The sequence below is a fragment of the Providencia sp. R33 genome, assembly GCF_019343475.1.
Taxonomy (GTDB): domain Bacteria; phylum Pseudomonadota; class Gammaproteobacteria; order Enterobacterales; family Enterobacteriaceae; genus Providencia.
On sequence record NZ_CP072453.1, the window covers coordinates 1,580,583 to 1,606,031 of the forward strand.

Annotated in this window: 29 protein-coding genes; 12 read left to right on the top strand and 17 right to left on the bottom strand. The window is 39.2% G+C overall.

Annotated features, from left to right (window positions below; all coding sequences use genetic code 11):
- Window positions 1-9: 9 nt before the first annotated feature.
- Window positions 10-396 (bottom strand): cytidine deaminase family protein, encoded by a 387-nt coding sequence (locus tag J6836_RS07335; RefSeq protein ID WP_219248093.1) that lies wholly within the window; start codon window positions 394-396, stop codon window positions 10-12.
- Window positions 397-472: 76 nt separating this feature from the next.
- Window positions 473-1,813 (bottom strand): aminotransferase-like domain-containing protein, encoded by a 1,341-nt coding sequence (locus J6836_RS07340; protein ID WP_219248095.1) that lies wholly within the window; start codon window positions 1,811-1,813, stop codon window positions 473-475.
- 94 nt (window positions 1,814-1,907) lie between these two features.
- On the opposite strand from J6836_RS07340, the gene J6836_RS07345 reads away from it, so the two are divergent.
- Window positions 1,908-2,792, top strand: coding sequence for a DMT family transporter (locus J6836_RS07345; protein ID WP_219248097.1), 885 nt, complete (start codon window positions 1,908-1,910; stop codon window positions 2,790-2,792).
- 136 nt (window positions 2,793-2,928) lie between these two features.
- Here the strand turns inward: J6836_RS07345 and leuE are convergent, their stop codons facing one another.
- Window positions 2,929-3,570 (bottom strand): leucine efflux protein LeuE, encoded by a 642-nt coding sequence (gene leuE / locus J6836_RS07350; protein WP_219248099.1) that lies wholly within the window; start codon window positions 3,568-3,570, stop codon window positions 2,929-2,931.
- Window positions 3,571-4,072: 502 nt separating this feature from the next.
- Here leuE and J6836_RS07355 point away from each other — a divergent pair.
- The 4 genes from J6836_RS07355 (at window position 4,073) to J6836_RS07370 (ending at window position 6,647) form a co-directional block, all read left to right on the top strand.
- Complete coding sequence (locus tag J6836_RS07355; protein ID WP_219248101.1) at window positions 4,073-4,894, top strand: AraC family transcriptional regulator; 822 nt, start codon at window positions 4,073-4,075, stop codon at window positions 4,892-4,894.
- A 91-nt stretch (window positions 4,895-4,985) separates the two neighbouring features.
- Window positions 4,986-5,687: an AzlC family ABC transporter permease gene (locus J6836_RS07360; RefSeq protein ID WP_219248103.1), complete on the top strand. Its 702-nt coding sequence runs from the start codon at window positions 4,986-4,988 to the stop codon at window positions 5,685-5,687.
- A complete protein-coding gene (locus tag J6836_RS07365) occupies window positions 5,684-5,998 on the top strand; it encodes an AzlD domain-containing protein (RefSeq protein WP_219248105.1) in 315 nt (104 codons plus the stop codon). Before J6836_RS07360 ends, J6836_RS07365 begins: the two co-directional genes overlap by 4 nt.
- 181 nt (window positions 5,999-6,179) lie before the next feature.
- Complete coding sequence (locus J6836_RS07370; protein WP_219248107.1) at window positions 6,180-6,647, top strand: DUF1456 family protein; 468 nt, start codon at window positions 6,180-6,182, stop codon at window positions 6,645-6,647.
- 95 nt (window positions 6,648-6,742) lie between these two features.
- Here the strand turns inward: J6836_RS07370 and J6836_RS07375 are convergent, their stop codons facing one another.
- From J6836_RS07375 to J6836_RS07400, 6 genes are all read right to left on the bottom strand, one after another.
- The gene (locus J6836_RS07375) at window positions 6,743-7,657 is read right to left on the bottom strand and encodes a LysR family transcriptional regulator (protein ID WP_219248109.1); all 915 of its coding nucleotides are present in this window, start codon (window positions 7,655-7,657) and stop codon (window positions 6,743-6,745) included.
- A gap of 21 nt (window positions 7,658-7,678) precedes the next feature.
- Window positions 7,679-8,638: an acetyl-CoA carboxylase carboxyl transferase subunit alpha gene (gene accA, locus J6836_RS07380; protein WP_219248111.1), complete on the bottom strand. Its 960-nt coding sequence runs from the start codon at window positions 8,636-8,638 to the stop codon at window positions 7,679-7,681.
- 109 nt (window positions 8,639-8,747) lie between these two features.
- Window positions 8,748-9,164 carry a helix-turn-helix domain-containing protein gene (locus J6836_RS07385; RefSeq protein ID WP_219248113.1) on the bottom strand — a complete coding sequence of 139 codons (417 nt, stop codon included), beginning with the start codon at window positions 9,162-9,164 and terminating at the stop codon, window positions 8,748-8,750.
- 20 nt (window positions 9,165-9,184) lie between these two features.
- On the bottom strand, window positions 9,185-9,724 hold the full coding sequence (locus J6836_RS07390) for a GNAT family N-acetyltransferase (RefSeq protein WP_255586347.1): 540 nt from the start codon (window positions 9,722-9,724) through the stop codon (window positions 9,185-9,187).
- Window positions 9,725-9,740: 16 nt separating this feature from the next.
- The gene (locus J6836_RS07395; RefSeq protein WP_442959473.1) at window positions 9,741-11,201 is read right to left on the bottom strand and encodes an AMP nucleosidase; all 1,461 of its coding nucleotides are present in this window, start codon (window positions 11,199-11,201) and stop codon (window positions 9,741-9,743) included.
- 82 nt (window positions 11,202-11,283) lie between these two features.
- A complete protein-coding gene (locus tag J6836_RS07400) occupies window positions 11,284-12,192 on the bottom strand; it encodes an AEC family transporter (protein WP_219248118.1) in 909 nt (302 codons plus the stop codon).
- 314 nt (window positions 12,193-12,506) lie between these two features.
- On the opposite strand from J6836_RS07400, the gene J6836_RS07405 reads away from it, so the two are divergent.
- From J6836_RS07405 to J6836_RS07420, 4 genes are all read left to right on the top strand, one after another.
- Window positions 12,507-13,274, top strand: coding sequence for a basic amino acid ABC transporter substrate-binding protein (locus J6836_RS07405; protein WP_219248120.1), 768 nt, complete (start codon window positions 12,507-12,509; stop codon window positions 13,272-13,274).
- A 64-nt stretch (window positions 13,275-13,338) separates the two neighbouring features.
- Entirely contained in the window at window positions 13,339-14,103 is a 765-nt protein-coding gene (locus tag J6836_RS07410) for an amino acid ABC transporter permease (RefSeq protein ID WP_219248123.1), read from the top strand.
- Complete coding sequence (locus tag J6836_RS07415; protein WP_219248124.1) at window positions 14,090-14,812, top strand: amino acid ABC transporter ATP-binding protein; 723 nt, start codon at window positions 14,090-14,092, stop codon at window positions 14,810-14,812. Before J6836_RS07410 ends, J6836_RS07415 begins: the two co-directional genes overlap by 14 nt.
- Window positions 14,813-14,910: 98 nt before the next feature.
- The gene (locus tag J6836_RS07420; protein ID WP_219248126.1) at window positions 14,911-15,450 is read left to right on the top strand and encodes an NADAR family protein; all 540 of its coding nucleotides are present in this window, start codon (window positions 14,911-14,913) and stop codon (window positions 15,448-15,450) included.
- A 101-nt stretch (window positions 15,451-15,551) separates the two neighbouring features.
- On the opposite strand, the gene J6836_RS07425 is transcribed toward J6836_RS07420, so the two are convergent.
- Window positions 15,552-16,010, bottom strand: coding sequence for a GNAT family N-acetyltransferase (locus J6836_RS07425; protein ID WP_219248128.1), 459 nt, complete (start codon window positions 16,008-16,010; stop codon window positions 15,552-15,554).
- A 102-nt stretch (window positions 16,011-16,112) separates the two neighbouring features.
- Between J6836_RS07425 and pdxR the strand changes: the two genes are divergently transcribed.
- Together pdxR and J6836_RS07435 are read left to right on the top strand one after the other, a co-directional pair.
- Window positions 16,113-17,600, top strand: a complete 1,488-nt coding sequence (gene pdxR / locus J6836_RS07430; protein ID WP_219248131.1) for a MocR-like pyridoxine biosynthesis transcription factor PdxR — start codon at window positions 16,113-16,115, stop codon at window positions 17,598-17,600.
- 98 nt (window positions 17,601-17,698) lie between these two features.
- Entirely contained in the window at window positions 17,699-18,280 is a 582-nt protein-coding gene (locus J6836_RS07435; RefSeq protein WP_374447694.1) for a YebB family permuted papain-like enzyme, read from the top strand.
- A 64-nt stretch (window positions 18,281-18,344) separates the two neighbouring features.
- On the opposite strand, the gene J6836_RS07440 is transcribed toward J6836_RS07435, so the two are convergent.
- The 6 genes from J6836_RS07440 to J6836_RS07465 all read right to left on the bottom strand — a co-directional run bounded on the left by J6836_RS07440 (window position 18,345) and on the right by J6836_RS07465 (window position 23,899).
- On the bottom strand, window positions 18,345-19,010 hold the full coding sequence (locus tag J6836_RS07440) for a CerR family C-terminal domain-containing protein (RefSeq protein WP_219248132.1): 666 nt from the start codon (window positions 19,008-19,010) through the stop codon (window positions 18,345-18,347).
- Window positions 19,011-19,031: 21 nt separating this feature from the next.
- On the bottom strand, window positions 19,032-20,297 hold the full coding sequence (locus J6836_RS07445; RefSeq protein ID WP_219248135.1) for a M24 family metallopeptidase: 1,266 nt from the start codon (window positions 20,295-20,297) through the stop codon (window positions 19,032-19,034).
- A 318-nt stretch (window positions 20,298-20,615) separates the two neighbouring features.
- Window positions 20,616-20,963 (bottom strand): HNH nuclease YajD, encoded by a 348-nt coding sequence (yajD, locus tag J6836_RS07450; RefSeq protein ID WP_219248137.1) that lies wholly within the window; start codon window positions 20,961-20,963, stop codon window positions 20,616-20,618.
- Between the two features lie 143 nt (window positions 20,964-21,106).
- On the bottom strand, window positions 21,107-22,138 hold the full coding sequence (locus J6836_RS07455; protein ID WP_219248139.1) for a methionine synthase: 1,032 nt from the start codon (window positions 22,136-22,138) through the stop codon (window positions 21,107-21,109).
- 29 nt (window positions 22,139-22,167) lie between these two features.
- On the bottom strand, window positions 22,168-23,145 hold the full coding sequence (locus J6836_RS07460; RefSeq protein WP_219248141.1) for a DUF1852 domain-containing protein: 978 nt from the start codon (window positions 23,143-23,145) through the stop codon (window positions 22,168-22,170).
- A gap of 568 nt (window positions 23,146-23,713) precedes the next feature.
- Window positions 23,714-23,899 (bottom strand): hypothetical protein, encoded by a 186-nt coding sequence (locus J6836_RS07465; protein ID WP_219248143.1) that lies wholly within the window; start codon window positions 23,897-23,899, stop codon window positions 23,714-23,716.
- Between the two features lie 147 nt (window positions 23,900-24,046).
- On the opposite strand from J6836_RS07465, the gene J6836_RS07470 reads away from it, so the two are divergent.
- The gene (locus tag J6836_RS07470) at window positions 24,047-24,907 is read left to right on the top strand and encodes a hypothetical protein (protein ID WP_219248144.1); all 861 of its coding nucleotides are present in this window, start codon (window positions 24,047-24,049) and stop codon (window positions 24,905-24,907) included.
- Window positions 24,908-25,189: 282 nt separating this feature from the next.
- On the opposite strand, the gene J6836_RS07475 is transcribed toward J6836_RS07470, so the two are convergent.
- Window positions 25,190-25,438, bottom strand: coding sequence for an ogr/Delta-like zinc finger family protein (locus J6836_RS07475; protein ID WP_219248146.1), 249 nt, complete (start codon window positions 25,436-25,438; stop codon window positions 25,190-25,192).
- Between the last annotated feature and the right edge of the window lie 11 nt (window positions 25,439-25,449).

Here is a 25,449-nt window from a genome sequence, read left to right on the forward strand (position 1 = left end):
TTTCAGTATTTAACAACGCGATGCTTTCCAGTCATATGGCATCAGCTCAGCAAGTGTCACTTGGGTATTCTCATCTACACCAACGACCGTTTTTTTATTTTGCTCTGATAACTGGCTCAGTAGCTCACGACAACGCCCACAAGGTGGAACAATGCAACCCGAAGCGTCAACAGCGACAATCGCCTTGATGACTGAACGCCCTTCTTTTAGCATGTCAGCAACCGCCGCATGCTCTGCACAAAACCCCAACGAGCATGCGGAATCGATACTCACACCGCTATAAATTTTGCCGTCATCAGTTTCTAACGCTGCAGCAACATGGCCGCTTTCTATGTAGCCATTAAATGTCGCTGGCTTTGCATATTGTTTCGCAATATCAACGAGATGTTTTAACATAATTACCCTCTTTTCATGTTAATTGAACAACCTAATTAAACGCTAACATAATAAAAACTATTAATTTTTTTGTGCGCTACTCTAAGTCAACCATATACAATATCACTGATTTGATAGTGTCTAACGCAGCGGCTAGCTCATCGTAAGTCACTGTGCTTACAGCAATACGTATTGCTTGAGGAACGGCTATTGATGTGGAATAGGATCCCGCACTACTTACAGCAATATTGCGTTTGCTGAGCTGACTAATGACCGATTCAGAGCGTAATCCCTCAGGCAATGGCACCCAAATAAAATAGCTATTAGGATGCGCAATATAGGGAAAATCGCCAAATACTTGTTGGACAATTTTTTGCCTATTTTTCGCATCTTGCCGTTTATTGCGTTCAATTTTTGCAACTTCGCCTTTCACTAGCCAATCACAAATAATTGCTGTTGTTAACGCTGGTGTATTCCATGTAGTTATACGTATTATTTTCTCAATATTATCAATGTATTGCTTAGGTGATAAAACAATTCCTACTCGTAAGCCTGTCACGACATTTTTGGAAAAACCCGCAATGTAAAAGGTTCTTTCTGGGGCTAACATGGCTAATGGCGTAATGACTGGGCGGTGTAAAAATGCATACGAACCATCTTCAATTAGCAAAAAATCATGTTTTTTGGCCATGGCTACCAGCATTTTTCGCGATGATAATGGCATGACCCAGCCTAACGGGTTATGCAGAGTCGGCATGGTGTAATAAGCTCTCACTTTTCGATTCTGGCAAAGTAAATCTAACGCTTTAAGATCAGGCCCGTCATTTAATGCTGGAATAGCCACTAGTTCAATATGATACATTTTTGCTAATGCTTTAAACCCTGGGTAGGTTAAGGCATCTACCGCCACAATATCACCTGGGCTAAACATACCTAAAACAATCGTTGCCAAACCATGCTGTGCACCACTCACAAAAGTGAGTGTTTCAGCGGATACATTGCTAAACCCTTGCTGCATTAAATAGTTAGCTGCTATTACCCGCTCATGGTGCCTACCTGTATGCTGCTGGTAATAGAGGATCCCCTCTAAATCCCCCCCAACTGCCAGCTCCCTTAATGATTCTCGCAGTAATTTTGTTTGTTCCTTGGCAATAGGATAACTAAAGTTCAAATCTAACATTTCAGGCACAACATCATGTTGAATACTTAACGTGGGCAATAATTGAATGTCCCGAACAAACGTCCCTCGGCCGGTTTCTCCACTCACTAAACCTTTATCAATTAATTCACGGTAAACCCGAGATGCCGTGACTAAGGAAATCCCCTCTTGCTTAGCAAAAGTCCTATGTGGCTCTAAGCGGCTACCAGGTTTTAGCTCACCACTGATAATTTTTTCAGCAATTTTATCAACATACTTTTGGTAACGAGGCTGTGACATGAAATTGTACCTATGACAATTTTTTGATTGTCATGATTATCTACATTAATTTTCTCTTACTCAAGGCGCTTATTTATCTACTTTAAGGAAAGCTATGGAACAAACAATTACAACACTGCCTAATACAACACGAGGGTGGGCCAATGGCTTTATTGGTGTTGTCATCTTTAGCGGTTCATTACCCGCAACAAAAATTGCCATTGAAGGGTTTTCACCTGATTTTTTAACCGCTGCCCGTGCCACAATTGCTGGTATTCTTTCGTTAATTATTTTTATTTTTTTACGCCAAAAGATACCGAATAAAACGTATTTTACCCCATTGCTCATTGTCGCCGTTGGCGGAGTGATTGGTTTTCCACTCCTATCGGCCCTTGCTTTGCAATATGTCAGTTCCGCGCATTCCATTGTATTCATAGGATTGCTTCCCCTTGCAACTGCATTTTTTGCTGTTTTACGTGCTCGCGAGCGGCCTCGCAAATTGTTTTGGTTTTTTTCAGTAATAGGAAGTTTATTTGTAATCGGCTTCGCATTGTTTCAAGGTGGGAAAAGCACACTTGTTGGCGATTTATATATGATAGCCGCAATATTACTGTGTGGGCTTGGTTATGCGGAAGGCGCCGTTTTATCAAAGAAATTAGGTAGTTGGCAGGTTATTTGCTGGGCCTTAGTGATCTCATTACCCATTATGCTAATACTGTGTGCGTTCTTATGGCCTGACAACCTCACCGACGTACCAACAAAAGCATGGTTAGGCTTAGTGTATGTTTCGTTCTTTAGTATGTTAATTGGGTTCTTTTTTTGGTATCGGGGGCTCTCAGAAGGGGGTATTGCAGGTGTAGGTCAATTGCAGCTATTACAACCATTTATTGCTTTGCTACTTTCAGCTTGGTTGCTCAATGAAACCGTTAATGCCTTTATGATTGCATCCACGTGTGGCGTTATTTTTTGTGTTGCCGCCTCAAAAAAATTCGCCCGCTAGAATTAAAGGGCAAATCAGGCACACAAAGCGCGATCGCGATAAAAAGTTACAGTAATGAAGCGTTAACATGGTCTTGTTCATTAAGATCAAAAATAGCCAGTTATTCACTGGCTATTTAATATTTCAGTACACTTTTTTAGGCAGTTAATGCTAATTTAGCTCCAAACATTAAAAACACCGCCCCGATACAGCTATTAGAGAATTTCGACAGTTTCTTATTATGTTTTACCATGTTCGTCACGGCCACTGCGCCGAAAATCAACAATGATAAATAAATCATGCTACACGTCTCTAAAATCACGCCAAGGATAAAGAATGGCACGCCTGCGCTTGGGTATGCAGGGTCAATAAACTGTATAAAAAACGATACATAAAAAATGATCATTTTAGGGTTTAGAAGACTCAAAAAAACCGCTTTTTTATAAGTCCCTTTCGTCTCTAAAATAATACTATCAACATCATGCGCCCCTTCTTTTTTGTGCAACACGCTATACAACGTTTTTATTCCTAAATAAAATAAATAAGCCGCACCTGCGTATTTAATTACACTAAAAAAGATTGGTGATGTTTTGACTAATGAAGCAACACCTAGAAAGGACAGGAAAATCAGTATTGCATCACCTGTAAACACCCCTAATGCAGCTTTATAACCATTTTTTACACCATATTTTGCACTGCTTGTTAAAACAAATAAAGAATTAGGGCCTGGTACCAGTGTAATAAAAATCACACCGATAAGATAAGTCCATAAGTTTGTAATACCGAGATTTTCAAGCATAGGGAACCTGCTAACTCAATAAAAGTTATAACAAAAAATTCACATTAATTCCTGATAGTGATTATGATACAGGTTTTATTTTTTTATAAAAGATATCACTACATAATACACCAATATATAGCTTAATATTTCAATATTGTTTTATATTATGGATTATATGAATCGTTTTCAGTGCTGGTTTTAGAGTTATAGTTCAACCAAAACCATTAAGTTAGAAGCAAACTAAAAACACCTCATCCAACAGAGTTATACTCCAATAAAAACACAAAAATAAGCATTATGTGGAAGTTTTTGCTTGGAAATGTTGATGGTGATTTGATTCTCATTTCGCGTTATAACATAAGAGCTTATTAATGCCCTAAATAGGGTTACAAATAACAATAATGATTTAGCTTAGATTTTTTTAACCATTTTAATAAAAATATTCAGCTCACATTTAATTAACAAATCTCAGATAATTAAAATAGAAAGTACTTTATATTTATCAGTTTTTAGGGATCTCATGGAAAGCGCTAACTACTTTCATTTACAAGAGCTCAATGGCCTTGAAATGATAAATGCTCGATATCACCGACAAAAATTTTCTCGTCATAGCCACGAAGGTTTCTGTATTGGCGTTATTGAAGATGGTGCTCAGCAATTCTTTCGTACGGGTGAAAACCACTATGCACCAAAAGGCGATATCATTTTGGTCAATGCCGATGAAATTCACACGGGTTCGTCTGCAATGGAAAATGGTTGGTCATATCAGGCGATTTACCCTACCCCTGACATGTTTTCTCAGCTCACCACCGATTTAAAAATTGAAAATCAAGGATTCGTACCTTGGTTTCCTAGTGCGGTCGTGCAAGATACAGGATTAGCAACTCAGTTACGGTTACTTTTCAGCTTGTTATTGCAACCTGGAAACATACTGTTTAAAGAAACCTTACTGCTCTCTACGTTAAGTTGGTTAACGCTACGCTATAACCAGACTAAAACCGAATTAACTAAAATTACCCCTGCAAAACAGCGTATAAAACAAATTTGCGAGTTGATGATAAATACCTGTGAGCAAGAACATTCTTTAACGGAATTAGCCCAAATAGCGGGCTTCAGTCAATGGCACTTTCTAAGACAATTTAAACTGCAAACAGGCACAACGCCTCATGTTTTTTTGGTTCAAGCTCGTCTGCATAAAGCTAAAAAACTATTATTAGCAGGAGACTCCCCTGCTGATGTTTCGAATTTATGTGGTTTTTCTGATCAAAGCCATTTTACACGCCACTTTAAACAATCATTAGGCGTCACTCCGGGTAATTTTGTACGTCATCTAATAACGTAAAAAGAGCAATTTTATTCTATCTGCGACCAATTCATATCCTTAATATGAATGACACGTTACAGACTCATGATTTCAATAGGTATTAGTTAACATGAATTCAAAGCAAAACCGCAGCTGGCAAAAAACCATGATGGATGGCGCCGCTCATTCCGCACCTCTTAACCTTGCCGTGATCCCGTGGGGCGTACTCGCGGGCTCAATGGCTGTAGAGACAGGGTTAGATTTTTGGCAAAGTGTAGCAATGTCAGCGATGGTTTTTGCAGGTGCAGCTCAGCTAGTTACTCTCGGACTACTCAATTCAGGTACTGGCTTTATCACGATTGTGATTTCAGTATTCTTTATTACATCCCAACATTTGCTGTATGGGCTAACGCTACGCCCTCAAGTGAAAGATTTCACAACCCCTCAGAGGCTCAGTATTGGTTTTCTTCTCACCGATGAATTGTTCGCTATCAGCGCGGCGAAACGTCAAAGTTTGAGTTTTCCCTACCTATTTGGCGCAGGGTTTAGTTTTTATCTTGTTTGGCTAATCACCAGCCTTTGTGGCATTGCGATGGCGAATATTGTTGGCGACTTAAGCCGCTTACACCTTGATTTCTCAGTAGTGGCAACACTTCTCGCGATTGTTGTACCTTTGACGAAAAAAATCAGCACGTTATGTGGCGTCATTTTCTCTCTCGTCGTAGCCATAACCTTATCTATGTACTCCATCAGTAGCGCGATTGTCATTGCAGGTGTCGGTGGAATGTTTGTCTCGGTCATCGTTGCGCGCATATTAAAGGAGGAAAAATGATCTGGCTTTTGATTATCACGCTAACCGCGGTTATTTTTACACTGCGCTATGTATTTCTCATCCCACAATTACCGATTAGGCTGCCTTTGATTGTTCGCCAAGCATTAGGTTACTCCGCCCCTTGCTTATTAACAGCAATTTATGCACCTGTTATTTTATTAGAAAATCATGAGCTTAGAAATTTTCCTGATAACCCGTATTTGTGGGGTGCTTTATTCTGTGTCATCGTCGCATCGTTGCTTAAAAACATGCTATTAACCGTAGGTCTGACCCTCGTATTTTTCTATTCATTGATTTATTTCATGGGGTGATACCCATTAATAAGGATAAAGTAAGGTCGCAACACTTTGCTTTATCCCTCTAATCCCGCATAATAGCCTACTTCGTCGCAATACGACCCTATTCAATTACTCCCTTTCTTTATGAAAGTCAGTGATCTATTGGCTTTCAATTGCGCCAATTAATTTTATAAATAATGGATAATACACAACCATGCTTAATAATTATGTTTTACGCAGTGTTCGCTACATGTTGGACTTGAGCGATGCTCAAATGGTCAAAATCGTAAAACTTGCAGATTTAGATGTGACGAAAGAAGAGATGGTGTGCTGGCTAAAAAAAGATAGTGAGCCTGAATATGTGGAATGTAACGATAACGTAACCGCGCACTTTTTGAACGGCTTAATTTATCATCGTCGTGGTAAAGATGAAGATCGCCCTGCACCCGAAATCGAAAGCCGCCTCAATAACAATATTATCCTTAAAAAATTACGTGTTGCTTTCGAATTAAAAGATACCGATATGCTTGATGTTTTCCAATTGGCGGATTTTCGTGTATCAAAACCTGAACTCAATGCCGTTTTCCGTAAGCCAGGGCATAAAAACTACCGCGAATGTGGAGATCAGCTTCTGCGTTATTTCCTAAAAGGCCTAACTACACGCTTACGTGGCGATAAATAATACATATCTTACGCCGTTCTGGTATTTGCCTAAAATATAATTGGCGAATGCCAGATAGTCTCGCCCTATTAACGCCATCATCTATAACGTTCAGATTAAATATTTTCCAGCAAGTAATTTAAAAATAAATCGATTTTTGGGGATAATGCACTTCGGCTTGCATAGACCGCTCTTAGCTCTATGGGGGCCGGGTTTACCTCATCCAATTGAATAATCGTTAATTGGCCTGATTTAATCTGTGCACGGCAAGCCTCTAACGATAAAATAGCAAAACCAACGCCACTCACCGCTGCTGCATGGGCGAGTACCCCACTATTCACTCGATATGGACTATTTATCATCACAGTACGCTGCTTACCCTGAGCATCAATAAAAATCCACGGCTGGCCTTGTAAAGCACTGAGGCTTGAAATACAAGGTAACTTCGCTAAATCAGTCATGGTTTTCGGCTTGCCGAATTTACTGATAAGTTCAGGAGATGCGACTACCACACTTTGCCATGATTTCACCAATCTTGAGTGGTAGCTGCTATCCTCAAGTTCTCCACGATGAAAAGTCAGCAATAAATCAATTTCATCGCTGATAACATCACGGGGCATTAATTGTGTGTCACAATGGATATTAAGTTGTGGGTGCATCAATGCAAATTTTGCCAATAAATTGGCTAATAATACGCTACCCGCTTCACTTGGGATGGTAAGGCGTAACGTACCAGTCACCCCACGAGGATAGCTGATTTGTTGAACAATATTGTCTAATTCACTGACTAATTTTTGGCTTTGCTCAAACAGAATATTACCTGCTTCTGTTAATCGCATCTGTCTTGTTGTTCGTTCGATTAAACGGCAATTTAGCTGTTCTTCTAATTGCTTGATTTGTCGACTCACATTGGATGATGGCATCGAAAGCTGCTTTGCAGCATTAATAAAGTTACCTTGCGTTGCAACCGCAATAAAAACCTTTAATAAATTTAGGTCAACCACCGTGCGTACTTCCTTTTCATTCAACATGAGTGACCTAAACTAATAACATTAGCAGTAACCAAATGCCATGATTTTTTGGTAACGCTTTGATAATAAAGCATCCGTATCCAGTTGAGTTAGCGCAGCCAAGTCTGTTATCAATTGTTGTTTTAAATGTTCAGCCGCCAACTGATAATTTCGGTGTGCTCCCCCTAATGGCTCAGGAATAATTGTATCAATAATGCCCAATTCTTTTAATCGGGGGGCTGTCATCCCCATCACTTCAGAAGCAATTTGCGCTTTTTGCGCATCTTTCCACAGAATTGACGCACAGCCTTCGGGTGAAATGGCGGCATAAGTACTGTACTCAAGCATATTAATTCGGTCACCGACGCCGATCCCCAACGCGCCTCCAGAGCAGCCCTCCCCAGTAACAACACAAATAATCGGCGTTTTTAGGCGGGTCATTTCTAATATATTCTTCGCGATAGCTTCAGCCTGTCCACGCTCTTCAGCGCCCACGCCTGGGTAGGCACCTGCTGAGTCAATCAATGTGATGACAGGTAATTTAAAACGTTCCGCCATTTGCATTAAGCGTAACGCTTTGCGATAACCCTCAGGTGATGGCATACCAAAATTACGCATCACCTTCTCTTTGGTTGTTCGCCCTTTTTGTTGCCCTAACACCATGACTGGGCGCCCTGCGATACGCGCTAAGCCACCTACCAGCGCTTTATCATCTGCAAATGCGCGGTCTCCCGCCAATTCCTGAAATTCCGTAAATATTAAGGGAATATAATCAAGGGGATATGGCCTTAATGGGTGCCTTGCTAATTGTACAATTTCCCACGCACCAAGAGAGGAAAAAATCGATTTCGTCAATGAGTGGGACTTTTTTTCTAACAGTTTGATTTCTTCTTCGAGCTTAATTTCACTCGGGTGCCCCTGCTGCTTGAAAGCAACCAGCGCCTCAATTTTGTCATTAAGTTCAACAATTGGTTTTTCAAAAGCTAAAAAATGAGTAGACATACAGACCTTAAAATCATTCACACGATTTTAAGAGTGTAAAGGGTTAATCTATCCCATTCTACGATTGAGTATGGGATTCATTAATATCAAATATGGGATAATTAATAGGTTATTTATTCTTGATGCGGTTTAATTTTAGACTGTTATTCATGATTTTTTGGAAGTTCGGACACAAAAAATGGTTCTCTTCTGGGCAATTGGCAATATGAACAATACCCTCTTTTAGCGCCAATAAATTTTGAATCGTGTGCTCAATTTCATCTGCTTTTGCCATCAAGCTGGTGCGCTCAATATTTGGGCCATCTTGATGATTGAGCATTTTCGCAATTTCATCGAGTGTAAACTTAGCCTGCTGCCCTAGGCTTATCAACGACAAACGGGTTATCACATCTTTACCATGATAAATACGCTTTAAGCCTTTTCTACCAATCGGTTTAATTAATCCCTTTTCTTCATAATAACGAAGTGTTGAGGCGGCTAAACCTGACAGTTGACTCACTTGCGAAATATCTAATTCATCATGCATAGAGCGATAACCCGTTGATATTATAGTGCCACTGGCGTTAATTTCTGCCGTAATAGAACAGTAATATTACCATTCATAAATATTTCACGATCAACAACATAACCTAACTTTTCAGCAACGCGTAATGACGGTAAGTTTCTCGGTTCAATAAAACAAATAGTTTGTTGATGCTCATTTTGCGCTTTTAGCCAACTTAGCGCCGCTTGCATTGCCTCGGTTGCATAGCCTTTGCCTTGGAATTCTGGTGCGATAACCCAACCCGCCTCAGGAACTCCTTTCACTTGGGGCTCAACCATTCGATGAAAATCCGCAAACCCAAGGTCACCAACATACTGTCCTGTCGCTTTTTCCCTTACTGCCCAATAACCAAAGCCTAACAGTGGCCAGAGCCCACCATAAGCTAGCATTCTCATCCATGATTCACGCTCTGTTGATGGCATACCACCAATATGGCGTACCATTGATTCTGTCGCCCACAGTTTTGCCAGCGCAGGAAAATCACTTACTTGATGTTTCGATAAAATCAATCTTTCTGTTTCTATTTCAGGTATTAAAGCCATAGATTGCCTCTCCTTGCTATCTAAATGGGGGTTCATCAAAAGTTCTTAACTTCCGAGAGTGTAACTTATCCCCTTCTTGATGTAATAAATCAATAGCACGAATACCTATTTGTAGGTGTTCTGAGATAGCGCCCTCATAAAAACTATTAGCCTGGCCCGGTAATTTAATTTCCCCATGCAATGGCTTATCTGATACACACAGAAGTGTGCCATAAGGCACTCTAAAACGATAACCCTGTGCAGCGATGGTCGCGCTTTCCATATCAACAGCAACGGCACGACTTAGACTAAAGCGTCTTGCTGTGGCAAAGAAACGCAGCTCCCAGTTTCTATCATCCGTTGTTACGACAGTTCCCGTGCGTAAACGTTGCTTCACCAATTCCCCAGGCATATTACTGACTTGCTTAGTCGCATCATAAAGCGCTCGTTGAACCTCTGCGATACTTGGAATAGGAATATCTGGCGGTAATACATCATCCAAAATATGATCATCACGTAAATATGCATGAGCAAGTACATAATCACCAATATTTTGGCTTTCCCTTAATCCCCCACAATGGCCAATCATTAACCATGCATGTGGCCTTAATACCGCTAAATGATCACAAATATTTTTTGCATTGGATGGACCTACACCAATATTCACCAATGTTATTCCTGAACCATCTCGCGCAATCAGGTGATATGCAGGCATTTGGAATTTTTTCCATGTCATATCTGAAATGGCAATTTGTGGGTCCGCATTTTCATCAGTGAGGTAATTATAACCAACACAAGATAATGCGATATAACGGCTATCTGGGTCACGAATTTGTTCACAAGCCCAGCTGACAAACTCATCCACATAGCGGTTATAGTTGGTAAATAAAATATAAGGCTGTACATGCTCAGGTGGCGTGCCGGTATAATGTTTCAGGCGTGCAAGTGAAAAATCTACGCGTAAAGCATCAAAATGCGACAACGGCATTTCGTCAGAAACCGTATATAGACCATCGGTAATATCATCACTAATATGAGCTAAATCCGTTATCGGAAAATGCGCGGCAAGGCTGCTACTCATACTTCTATCAAGCACTAAATCAGAGCCATCAATGACAAACGGGTACGGAATTTCAGTTTTAGACGGACGAACGGCAAAAAATACGTCATAGTCTTGTTGTAAAATAGAAAGTTGTTCCGTTAAATAACTGCGAAATAACTCGGGTTGAGTCACTGTGATGGAATAGCTTCCTTTCTTTACAAACCGTGCATAAGCTCGTGTTTTTTCGCAGTGATCGATTTTGCCTTCCCACGTGACACAAAGTTCAGGATAAGCAAATAACCCACTTTCTCTTTCGGCTGAATTTGGTATACGCCCTTCTGTGACATAAACAGCAATTGCATCTCTTAATGATTGAATAGCATTTGAATATAAAGACGACAGTTTATCCAATACGTCTTCAATAGATAAATTTTCATTCTTCTGGCATTTTTCCAAAGACACGCACAACTCCTCATCAAATGAAGTAATCTCTCGATAACATAGAGTATCAATGTGACAGTTGCAAAACATATCACTATTAATGCATGACGAATGACAATACCAAGGGCAATGTGACCACAGCAATAATGGTTTGTAATGTGATAATACCTGCCATTAATTGACTGTCACCATTCAGTTGACGAGTCAAAATATAGGCGGTTGGCGCAGTAGGTATTGCAAAAAATATGACTAATAAAACTGTTTCTAAATTAGGTAAAGAAAATAACTTAGCGATGAGGACAGCTAATAGAGGCATAGCAAGTAAACGCAAAATTGTAGACACCATAATGGGCTTAAATTCTTTACGTAATGTCGCTGTTTGCAATGCGCCACCGATACAAATCAACCCTAATGGTAAACTTGCTGCTGCTAATAATTTTAATAATTGCTCAGAACCAAAAGGCAGGCCAACGGGTAATATGTTTAATAAAATTCCGATAACACATGAAATAATCAATGGGTTTTTAATGATTGGTAGCAATAGCTGTTTTATCGAAACTTTATTTCCTGAAGATAACGCTAGCACTGCAATGACATTACAGCTCGGTACTAAAATCGCCATTATGACTGCCGCAACAGCAACCCCCTCTTTACCGAACAAGTCCGCCACAATCGCCAAACCTAAATAAGTATTAAAGCGAGTGATACCTTGAATATATGCACCAAAACGGGGGATGGTTATTTTGAATAAATATTTACTTAGCAGCACCAACAATGAACTTACTGCTAAAATGCAGAATATCGCACTGCCAAGATAGAGTAATTTTGGATTATCTAAAGGCGCACTAGCTAAGCTATTAATTAATAATGCAGGAAATAATATAAAGTAGTTTAGTTTTTCCGCACCCGGCCAAAAATCAGCTGAAAATAATGAAGTTCGCCGCAACACAAAACCCATCGTAATCAGAGCAAATAATGGCCATAGAGCCAGTAGAATTTTATCCATGAAAATTTAATCTATTTTTATCAGTGTATTAGATATTGATAATCACGAGTCTAACGTTAATTTTTTGTAGCGGATAGGTAAAAAAAGCTCTCAATGTCAATATTTTCCCAATTTTATGATTAGTTTAACAAAAATTTGCCTCAACAAAATTATCCACACTTTTTCTACTTGTACTTTCATCAATTTTGCGACGGTACTGGCCTGTTAAGCTAGCAAGTTAGATTATCTAACCTCAATTTCAAAATATCATTTGCTTGCATGATTAATTTTATGTATTTTTATTCACTATAAATGCATAATTAAAGAGGTTTAAAATGTTAAAGAAACTTGTTTTTGCTGGTTGTTTAACACTGGCAGCTTTTTCAGGGAGTGTTTACGCAAAAGATAGTTATACCGTAGGTGCTGGTGGGACATACCGTCCATTTGAATTTGAAAATAGCCAAAAACAACTTGAAGGTTTTGATATTGATATTATCAAAGCGATTGCTGATGCTGAAGGATTTGACGTAAAACTGGTCAACACGCCGTGGGAAGGTATTTTTGCCACTTTATCCTCTGGGGATAGAGATATTCTAATTTCAGGTATCACGATCACCGATAAACGTAAAAATATGGTCGATTTTTCAAACCCTTATTTTCCTGCAGAACAAGCTATCGTGATCAGTGAGTCATCCAAAGTCACTGATTTAAATAGCTTAAAAGATTTAAACGTTGGTGTTGTGAATTCCAGCACAGGGGATATTGTAGTCTCCGATGTCATTGGTAAAAACAGCACTTCCATTAAACGTTTCGACAATACACCGTTGCTGTTACAAGAACTATATGAAGATGGTATTGATGCTGCTGTCGGTGACGTAGGCGTCATTAAGTACTACATCAAAACTCATCCAGAGAAAAAATTTAAATTAATTTACGACAATCATTTTGAAAAACAATATTTTGGTATTGCGGTTGCTAAAGGTAATAGTGAGTTACAACAAAAAATCAATAATGGTTTAAATACCATTGTTGAAAACGGAACTTATAACCAAATTTATCAAAAATGGTTTGATGCGAACGTTCCTCAATTACCAAAACAATAGTTTTATTTACTTTAAAGCCATCTTTTGATGGCTTTTTCTCGTTTTAAATCAGGGTGAAATTACGATGTCTGCTTTTCGTTGGGAAATAATTGAAGAATATGCCCCATTATTCGCTGAAGGTGCATTGATGACCATCAAGGCCACCATTATTTGCGTGATTTTAGGCTCTTTATGGGGGCTTACGCTCGGGCTGGGGAGAACAGCCAAAGCGGAACAAGGAGTGTGGAAACCTATTTTACACTATTTCGTGCAATGGCCAGTGCGTTTTTACGTCAGCGCCTTTCGTGGAACGCCTTTATTTGTTCAAATAATGGTAGTCCACTTTGCATTAGTGCCTTTATTTATTAACCCGCGAGATGGCCTATTCGTGACTTCTGGGTTGATGTCCGTTGATACCGCTAAAATGCTACGCTCTGACTATGGTGCCTTTTTATCTTGCGTCATTGCTATTACTTTGAATTCAGGCGCTTATGTTTCTGAAATTTTCCGTGCTGGTATTCAATCGATTGATAAAGGGCAAATGGAAGCCTCTCGTGCACTCGGTATGAGCTGGGCAAAAACCATGCGTAAAGTGATCCTTCCTCAAGCTTTCCGTCGAATCTTACCTCCTTTGGGGAATAACGCGATTGCGATTGTTAAAGATTCATCACTTGCCTCCGCTATTGGATTAGCCGACCTCGCCTATGCTGCTCGTACCGTTTCAGGGGCCTATGCCACATATTGGGAACCCTACTTAACAATATCAATTATCTATTGGATGCTGACATTTATACTCGCTCAGTTAGTACAATATATGGAAAGAAGGTTGGGCAGAAGTGATTTACGTTAATGATTTACAAAAAAAATTTGGTGAAACTCATGTTTTACGTGGTATTTCTTGCGAAATTCATCCACAAGAGGTTATCTGTGTTATTGGCCCTTCTGGCTCAGGTAAAAGTACGTTTTTACGCTGCTTAAATGCACTCGAACGCCCCGATGGCGGCGAAATCAAAGTCAACGGGTTCGATGTCCATGACCCTAAAACTGATTTAAATAAAATGCGTGAAAATGTCGGCATGGTTTTTCAACGTTTTAATTTATTTCCGCATATGACTGTGCTTGAAAATTTAATGATGGCACCTACTTTAGTTAAAGGATTAAAAAAAGAACACGCCTTAAAACAAGCTGAACAACTATTAACCAAGGTTGGTTTATTAGATAAAATAGATGCTTGGCCCGCCAGCCTTTCAGGTGGTCAGCAGCAACGAGTTGCCATTGCCCGAGCACTGGCAATGCAGCCTTCCATCTTATTATTTGATGAACCTACTTCAGCATTGGATCCTGAATTAGTTGGCGAAGTATTATCTGTTATGAAAACATTAGCCACTGAAGGTATGACGATGGTTATCGTAACCCATGAAATGGGTTTTGCCCGTGAAGTTGCTGATCGTGTTATGTTTATAGACCAAGGTATTATTCAAGAAGAAGGTACGCCTGAGCAGCTGTTTACTGCCCCTAAAAACCCTCGTACTGCGGAGTTTTTAAGTAAGGTTCTCTAATTACCCGCCTGCTTATCACCATAAGCAGGCTTTTCTGATAGCTCCATTTCTTATTTATCCGTATGCTAAGAATATTATTATTTAATTAAGCTTAACCTATGGATATTAAAAGCCTTTGTAAACAATACCGTTCAGGGAAAAAATTCAAATATATTTTTTTCTGGGGGCATCAAACCAAACAGCATCAAGTCACTAAAAGCTGCTTTAGCCAGTGGTACCCTGCACCATTTGTTGTCGATGGGCACCGATTTGCAAGCGCAGAACATTTTATGATGGCAGAAAAAGCGCGTTTATTTGGTGATTTCGAAATATTAGACAAAATTATTCACGCGCCTAACCCAGGAGCGGCGAAAGCCTTTGGTCGAGAAGTACGAGGGTTTAAGCAAGATATTTGGGACGATAACCGTTTCGAGATTGTTGTTGCCGCGAATATGGCCAAATTTAGCCAAAATGAGTCACTGAAAGCCTTTTTGCTTTCTACCAATGAACGCGTATTAGTTGAAGCCAGCCCAGTCGATAAAATATGGGGCATTGGCCTCGCTGAAGAGGCTGAAAACATCGAAAACCCACTTACATGGAAAGGATTAAACCTTTTAGGTTTTGCGTTAATGGAAGTTCGTACCCAGTTAGCAAGTTAAAAGTATTTTTGCATTTAATCTTATTTCACTAAAAACCCGTTGTTGCCAAACAACGGGCCAGCCAATCATTCACTGAAATGTAGGATAGGCTACTGCATTTATTACAACGGCATTCTATATTCAATCACCCCTGGTTTTTCTGCCACCCAGTTATACAATTTTTGTCCACGTAAATTGGTTTCTTGTGTATGCCAATATAAACGGCCGCATTGTTTATCTTGTGCCTGCGCTTGTACAAACTCAATAAGCTGCTTCCCTACGTGGCGCCCTCTCATTTCTGGTGTGACATACAGGTCTTCTAAATAGCAAAAATCATTTTTTGCCCATGTTGAACGGTGGAATAAATAATTGACGAAACCAACTACTTTGCCATCTTCAAGTGCAACGGCGCAATGCATAGGCTCATTGTCGTCAAAAAAACGCTCCCAAGCTTTTAGTGTCACATCTTCACTTAATTCAACTTGATAAAATTTTTGGTATTCCAACCAATAAACTAGCCATTCTGGATAATGTTCTGATGCAACAAATTCAACCGTAACTGGTAATGTAGCTTTATTCATAATAACCCTTCCATTTGTAGACATATTATATAATGAGGTTATAGTACAGTCCTATCTGGTGCTGTATAAGATACACTTTTGTTATTTATTTAGGATCCACTTATGCGACGTAAACAACAGGCTCAGTTTCCACTGCTCCTACTCGATGAGGGGTATATAAAAGAAAATGTTTATCATACTATTCGCAATGCAATCTTAGATGGACGTATTGCATCAGGCGTCAAACTACCCTCTTCACGGGCATTAGCTGAAATGATGTCTATTTCGCGTAACTCAGTTATTGCAGGCTTTGATAGGTTAATTGATGAGGGATATCTGTATTCAAAAAAAGGCTCTGGTACTTATGTATCAGCCAATATCCCTGATGAATTAGTTCGCACAACCAGCCCACTACAGTCCGCTGAGCAGCCTGAATATTCTGCACTTAATCTTAACCCCAAGGTCGCAACATTGACGAGGTTGTGGGATCAATCACGACCAAAAACACAATCACACCAAATGTTTAATATTGGTATTGGTTGTGTTGATCAGTTCCCCCATGAACTTTGGGGAAGATTATTAGGTCGGGTTTGGCGTAAATCGAAACAAACTATTCCTTATTTCAACCACCCTGATGGTTTTACGCCCCTAAAAAAATTACTAGTGGATTATGTGCACTCCACCCGCGGCGTTCACTGCAAAGAAAAACAAATTATTATTGTTAATGGAACCCAACAGGCAATTAACTTAGCAGCGAAGGTGCTGTTGCAACAAGGAGATAAAGTTTGGCTGGATGACCCGGGCTATGACAGCGCTCGTGCTATTTTAACCGCCGCAGGAGCCGACATTTCCCCAATTCCTTCTGACCATGAAGGCATGGATATCGCCTATGGTGCGAAACACCATGGAGATGCCAAATTAGTTTATACTGCGCCGTCTCACCAATTTCCACTTGGCACAACCTTAAGCCTTTCGCGCCGCTTAGCGTTGCTTGACTGGGCGCAACAAAATAATGCATGGATTTTTGAAGATGACTATAACAGCGAATTTCGTTTTTTATCTAAGCCAATTCAAGCATTACAGGGCTTAGATAATCACCAACGTGTCATTTATGCAGGCACATTTTCAAAAATGATGTACCCAGGATTTCGCTTAGGTTTCTTAATTGTGCCAGAAATTCTGAGTGAAGCATTTACCATGATGAAATACTACAGTGATAGCCATTGTGGATATTTAGAGCAAGCTTCTTTGGCGCAATTTATTCAAGAAGGCCATTATGCTCGCCATGTGCGGAAAATTCGAAAAATATGTCATGATAGGCAGAACGCTTTTTTCAATGCCGTTAATCTGTATCTTCCTCATTTATTTGAGGTGCAAATGACAGATTCGGGAATACACACGGTATGTTGGATAAAAGCTGGATACGATATTAATCTTATACTTGAGCAATGCCGCTTACTAGGTTTTGGCGCGCAGCCTTTATCTCGATATTGCATTAACAGCACCAAGCAAAATGCCATTTTATTTGGTTATGCCGCTCATACTGAAATCGATATTGTGCAGAATGTAAAATTACTGAGTGAGCAAATAAACAAGATATACCCAAGCTAAACAAAGAAGATTTTGCGCTTTTATCTGATGGTCAGATTTTTACTAAGCTTTATAACTATACCTTAATGACATTCTTTTATTTATGTTGAGGTATTTTAATGATGCAAACAAACTACCCCTATGAATATGAAGTGGGTGATATTGTTTTTACCAGTATTGGCACCGAGTTATTTCGCCAAATTGCTTCAGCTTCTTTATGTTGGAGTAACCATGTCGGCATGATTATTGGGCACGATGGTGAGGACTATTTAATCGCCGAAAGCCGTGTACCCTTATCGACAACCACCACACTTTCACGTTTCATCGCTCGCTCTTCAGATAAACGTTATAGCGTGCGCCGTTTTGCGCACACATTAACGCAAGATCAAAAAAACGCCTTAGTCGCACAAGTCCCTGCGCGTTTAAATAAGTTTTACCATACCGGCTTTAATTATGATTCGCCAAGGCAATTTTGTTCTAAATTTGTCTTTGATATCTACCAATCTGCCTTATCAGTACAAATTGGCGAAATTGAAACGTTTGAAAAATTATTAACAAAAAATCCGAATGCAAAATTAAATTTTTGGAAGCTCTGGTTTATCGGTCAAATTCCTTGGGAACGTACCACGGTAACACCCGCCAGTCTCTGGAACCACCCTGAGCTATCGTTAATTTACCGCAGCCACGAAGACATTCACTAAGTGATAAATAGGATATTCACTAAGCCATCTACGAAACCTAAAAGTGGCTTAGTGTATTGAGTCTCTATTTCTCGATGACTAAAGCGTGGGTTGCCATTAAACAAATTTGCTGCAATATCTCATTCAATAGGTGTTCATCTATTTGTAGTGCATTGATTTGCTTAAGAAAAGGTTTTCTCGCAACAACAAAACCTAACACTTGGCCTATCAAGACATGGGCTCTGATAATCGCAGTTTGTTTATCAATGTGATTAACCGCTTGGATTAGACCTGACAAACGCGTATGGAAAGGTTCGATGAAATCCCGATAAATAACATCATAATTTTCCGTAGGCTCAAGTTGTTCACGAAGAATAAGCACGGAATAATATTCATGCTTTGGTAATAACAGTGCATTTCCTAACCCTGTTATCAATAAACTGATGAGTTGATTTGCCTGTGTTTGCTCAATAGGCGTTTGTTGCATCGCTAATTTAAACTGTACATCAAACGCCTGAACATTACTTTCCATTGATAAATCTGTCGCAATTTTTTGAATAACAGCACAATAGACACCTAGCTTCCCCCCCAAATGATATGGGATTGCAGACTGATTAACACCTGCGCTTTCAGCCAGTTGGCGCGTTCGAACGCCATTGATACCATGAATCGCAAATTGTTTAATTCCTTCATTAATTAACTTTTCTTTTGTTAATTCTGATGAAAGTATGTTTTTATTTGTGTCATTCATATCTTGCTGTTATTCCTAAAATTATATATCTGCGCGCATAAGATAAGTGGAATTATTGTTTAGTTCAATACCCCGATCTTTACCGACAACCACTGTGCCACCAAGATTACACAAATGATAACCAAATGCACAGTTAGGTTCAAAGGCAAACGTCATTCCTTCCTGCAAAACTAATTCACGCCCTGGATTTGGTAAACGTTCCAATTGACGGTATTTTTGGGCAATTGGTAATGACTCAATACCCGGCGCGGTACCAAATCCAATAGGCCCATAAGGATTAATACTGTGGATCAATGGATGCACGTGCCACCCTTTCGATTTTAACAGCGGTTTTTCCATTTCATCCACAACTTCACCGAATGTGACACCTTCTTTAAGGTGCTCAACGCCAATTTCATAACATTCCCTTGCAACAACAGCAGCTTTTTCAATATTGGGATGAATTTTACCTACTGCAACCGCGGCTTGGTGCTGTGTTTCATACATGCCATACAGAGCAAATATCTCGGTTAAAACAATATCTCCTTGCTGTATCTTTCGTGGCGCTTGCGAGCGGTATTGCCACGCTGGCTGCCCCCACCCAATATATTCAGGCCCTGAACCCATCAAAATTTCTGCAGTGAATCCCCCCATCGACAAACATTTCGCGGTAACTGCCGCCGCAATATCTGCCTCTGAATTACCAACAATCGCTGTAGCACGCATCGCTTCACTCATTGCCTCACCTATCATCGCAGCATATTTCACATGTTCCAGCTCTTCTGCGCTTTTTATGGATGCAAGTTGAAAAAACGAGCGGTAAACAGGAACAAAATTTAACTGTGGTAAACGGGCTTTTATACCTGTTAACGTGTTATACGGCATTGCACCATCGAAATAAAATGGCGGATAAGGCTCTAACCCCACCACACCAATATTCGCATTTTCCGACACCCCTAAATCAATAAACACCTGCGCAATATTACGCCCAGTTTTTCCTACCACTATTTGCTCTGGTGATATCCACTGTCTATCACCTCGCATTTGTGCTTGCATATGGTCAGCCACCATCATGGGGGCGAATGTGACCACCAGCGGGGCTTTATCTTGATGGAAGATCACAACAGATCCTAAACGGTCGTTGGTAAAATAGTGGTCAATACAAAACGGTGCAGGTGCCGCTGATTCTCTATCCCCGTAGACCATAAGGACTTCAAGATCATGCATTTTCATGATTTTCCGCGCTATTCCCCACCTTCTGTCACGTTCTTCAAACGAAAATGGGCTTGGTATTGTTAAATTACTCATAAATTACCTCTCTTATTAATATTTAATTCATTTGAATGAATTAAATATAGTTTGTATTGAGAGATAAAGTCAAACCCTTGCTTGACCATTTTGTGCTAATGACTCAATTTTATTTTGAGATGAAATTAAATCGTGAACGGTTTTAATCCGTTAAACGTGGCTAGCCTAAAAACACAAAAGCCTCTTTATCAGAGGCTTGAGGTTGTTGACAACGCAGGATAAAAGCGTGGTTTTTCCTGCTTTGTGTTATCAGCAGATAGGATAAAATTGGGTAAATAACAAACCTTCAGCTTCTTTCTCAATAAGCTAACGTTGTGATTACTTTTTCTTGTTTAACATCGATTTCAAATCAGCAAACGGGTTATAAGTTGCCGCTTCGATATCATCTTGTGCATCTTCCCCTGCCACTACATTAGTACCATACATATCTGCTTCTGTGTATTTTGAGTGTTCATGATCATGGCAAAATAAACATAATAGTTCCCAATTGCTACCATCTTCGGGATTATTGGTATGATCATGATCGATATGGTGAACGGTTAACTCGCGTAAATTTGAATACACAAACTCACGAGTGCAACGCCCGCAGACCCACGGGTAAATTTTGAGGGCTTTCTCACGATAGCCGCTTTCTAAACGCGCATAGTTTTTAGGGATCAGAGCCATTGCCGACATTCCTATTTCAAAAAAGTAATTTAATGATAATTCACCTAATATACCTCAAATTAGAATGAAATAAGAAATCCAAGGCAACAAAAAACCCAGATATTGACTCTGGGTTTCTCTTAATTAACCAATATTTGAATATATTACTTATTTAACAGCTCTTGGCGGATAATTTCAGCCCCTGCACTTAAAGCATTGAGCTTGCCCGTCGCAACTTGGCGCGACAATGGCGCCATTCCACAGTTTGTCGATGGATAAAGCTTATCTGCATCCACAAATTGAAGTGCTTTACGCAGCGTATTAGCGACCTCTTCTGGTGTTTCGATGATATTGCTTGCCACATCAATTGCCCCAACCATCACTTTTTTACCGCGAATAAGCTCAATCAAATCCATTGGAACATGGGAGTTATGGCACTCCAGTGAAATAATATCGATATTCGACGTTCGCAGTTTCGGGAACGCCTCTTCATATTGGCGCCACTCAGAACCCAGCGTCTTCTTCCAGTCTGTATTGGCCTTAATGCCGTATCCATAACAGATATGCACTGCCGTTTCACATTTCAGACCTTCAATGGCTCTTTCCAGAGCCGCTATACCCCAATCGTTCACTTCATCAAAAAACACATTAAAAGCAGGCTCATCGAACTGAATGATATCAACACCAGCTGCTTCAAGCTCTTTTGCTTCTTGATTCAAAATCTTAGCAAATTCCCATGCCAGTTTTTCACGGCTTTTATAATGGTTATCATACAACGTATCAATCATGGTCATTGGGCCAGGTAATGCCCATTTAATCGGCTGCTTCGTTAACTTACGTAAAAATTTAGCATCTTCAACAAAAACAGGTCGTTGGCGCTCAACAGCCCCAACCACTGTCGGGACACTCGCATCATAACGATCGCGGATTTTAACCACTTCACGTTTTTCAAAATCAACACCACTGAGGTGTTCAATAAATGTAGTCACAAAATGCTGACGGGTTTGCTCACCGTCACTCACGATATCAATCCCAGCACGTAGCTGATCTTCGAGGGATAAGCGCAGTGCATCTTGTTTTCCCTCAATTAATTCTTCATTTTGCAGCTTCCAAGGAGACCAAAGAGTCTCAGGTTGTGCTAGCCAAGAAGGCTTTGGTAAACTGCCAGCGGTAGATGTTGGTAATAATGTTTTCATAATAATTGACCTTAAATTTTTATAATTAATTAGAGTGCGTAGCTAGCAGACCATTGCTCTAGAATATATTTATAGGGTTCAATAAAATGCTCTTCTGTATATTTTCCCTGCTCAATAGCCAATCGGCTACGTTCTTCGCGGTCATAAACAATTTTGGTTAACGAATAGTCTTGGTTCGTTAAGCTTGGTTGATAACATTGCCCTGCAATAGAATTCGCATTATAAATTTCTGGGCGATAAATCTTTTGGAATGTTTCCATCGTACTGATCGTGCTAATCAGTTCAAGATTGCTGTAATCGCTCAGTAAATCACCTGTAAAATAAAAGGCCAATGGTGCAACACTATTTTGCGGCATAAAGTAACGAACCTGTAACCCCATCTTTTTAAAATACTGATCCGTTAACGAAGCCCCATTTTGCTGATATTCGATACCTAATACTGGGTGCTGATTACCCGTACGATGATAAACATCTTTATTTGAGACACTTAAACAAATAACTGGCGGCTTATTAAAGTGCGCTTTGTATTCGTTCGAGTTAACAAAATATTTAAAGATATTCCCATGCAAATCGCCAAATTTTTCAGGAATACTAAAGTTTGCTTGGTCTTTATTATGGTCGAGCAATAAAACACTGAAATCATAGTCACGGACATAAGAAGAAAAGTTATTTCCGACAATCCCCTCTGTGCGTTGTCCCGTTTTGTTATCAACAATGTTCGTTTTTAATATTTCAATCACAGGGAACGTATTGGCTTTATTTTCAACACTCATTTCCACAGAAATAATTTCCAACTCGATTGAGTAACGGTCACTTTTCGGGTTATCCCAATAGGCTAACGTATTAAAACGGTTGTTCATCATGACAAGCGTATTACGCAAATTTTCTTGGCGATTTTTCCCTCTGGCTAAATTAGCAAAGTTCGTTGTGATACGTGTATTTTCAGAAGGATTATAATTTTCGTCAAAAAGACTACTTTTAATCGTAAATGTAAAATTTTTGTTCATCGTCTTGTCGCACCCTAAGTTCCAAGATGGAAACCAAATTGACTTCTTGATTTTTTAGAAGTTTTTGTTTCTCATTCATCAATCTTTATGTTGTAAATAAGTTAATTTGTTAGCGTTATCTAATTTATGCCAGAGCTGTTGAGTGAGTGAAAGCGACTTAATTTCACTACAACATGAATGAAATTCATGATCGTTGGTATGACTGATTTTGTGCAGTATTTAGACCTGTATCACATAATTTAGATTAAAAAGGTATAAGCCAAAAAGATTAGCTAAACATAATTATTGGTCAGGATTAGAGTCAAAGAAGTCTAGTTTGATATTTCGGTATTCAGATTTTATGCACAAAAAAAAGGCACTCGCCCCGAGTGCCTTTTGACTACAACTCACTGAATATAAAGTAAATTACACCTATTCAGCGGTTCTGGTACTTGTGCGGATGAGGTAATCAAAGGCGCTAAGTGCGGCGTTCTAAAAGTGATTTAAACAATTGATTTAAATGGGTTTAGTCAATAGTCAATGTCCACATATTGACCACACTTATAAAGCCTCTCTTAATAAGAGGCTTTTATTTTGTTTGTTTTTCAATGGGTGGGAGGAGTTTTTTAGCCTGTTCAATTAAGGTTTCAATAACCGTAAGAGGAATGTTCGGTTCAAAACAAGTTAGTGTAAATTGATGAGTAACATCAGAGTAAAAAACCTCTGCAAGTTGTAATGCAGGGCTAGTATTTGCTACGGTTAATTCAAGATACATACCGTCTCTAACTATGTCGCTGCCTCTTGATAATTCGTATTCGATACCATCAAAAAATCAATTATCATTAAAAATATAACTAGATTAACAATAGTATATTCTATGATATTATTTAGTTAACATAATATATCAAGATGAACATTATATATGACAACATTAATTAGTTGGATTACTTACGATCAAAATAGCCCAGCATCCTTATACATAGCAAGTGATAGTAGATTTAGTTGGAATGAATCTACTTATTGGGATTCTGGACGAAAAGTGTATCTCTCTAATAAATATCCCGATATTTTTGGGTTTTGTGGAGACGTTGTATTTTGCTCTCAAGTAATTTCCCAAGTTGTTTCATATATAGATACTTGCGATATATTCAAAGATAATACAGGAAGTGATTCTAGATTCGAACTTGTTTATAATTTAATCAAGCGAAGTTTTGGTCATTACCCAACTATTTTTGCTTTAGAGAGTTTTCAAATTTTATATGGAACCAGAGAAAAAAAGGGAGAGTTTCATGTTTATGTTGTTGAATGGAGTAAAACAAAACCAACCAATCAACGATGGAGTAACAGAAAACTACAATTACCCTCTAAAACAGGTTTAATTGGTTGCTTCGGCTCAGGTTCTACCCATTATACCCAGCATTATAATGGTGTTTATATGAACTCTGATATTGGGGGATATAGTCGTTCCTATTACATTTCCCTGTACAGCCATATTAATTCGGGCCACGATCCTAGGACTGGTGGATCTATCCAACTAGCGGGCTTATTTAATAAACACGGTGCGATAGCTCACGGAGTAATCAATGACGGTAAGCGATATTTATATGGAATGGAAGTTGACCCACATGAAAAAATTAATAATATTAGGTGGGTAAATGAAAGATTTGAAAATTGTGATGGTAATAACATTAAAAGATATGAATATGCACAAATTCAACCTTTGCCGCATAATTTAAACAATCCACTGGGTAAAAGCACTAGAAAAATACTTTTACCCAGGTAGGGATTGCACCTACGACCTCCCCTACGTAAATAGAGGTGCTCTACGACTGAGCTACTGGGGGTTTGACAAAGCTTAATATATATTGAGAAATTAAAACTGTCAATATAATAAGTGAATTCATAAGCTTAATAACTTTTGATGAACAAATTCGTAGGTTACAAATCTAATGCAAATAAGTAAAATTTAGATTCAACTAGAATTTATAAATTGAGATATACTACTAATAATACTCAAAATTATTAACAGTCACAGTCTAAAAAATCACAATATTATTAAACTCCATCAAAACATCTCCACCTGTTTCTCACCCCGATGTGATCTAGGTAACTCATCCATCGGGATTTCAAAGCCTTCTGGCAGTTCTTGGGGGATAGTTTTTGTGAGATAAATCTCCACTGAGGTTATTGTCGTAAAAGAACAGCCGCACAGCAAATTTTGGCATTGGTGATAGCTTCTACGGGTTTCACTGCTCAGGGATTTACTGGTTTTGGTATAAGTCACAGCGCCACACTTTGGACAATTGAACGCCATTTTATAGCCTT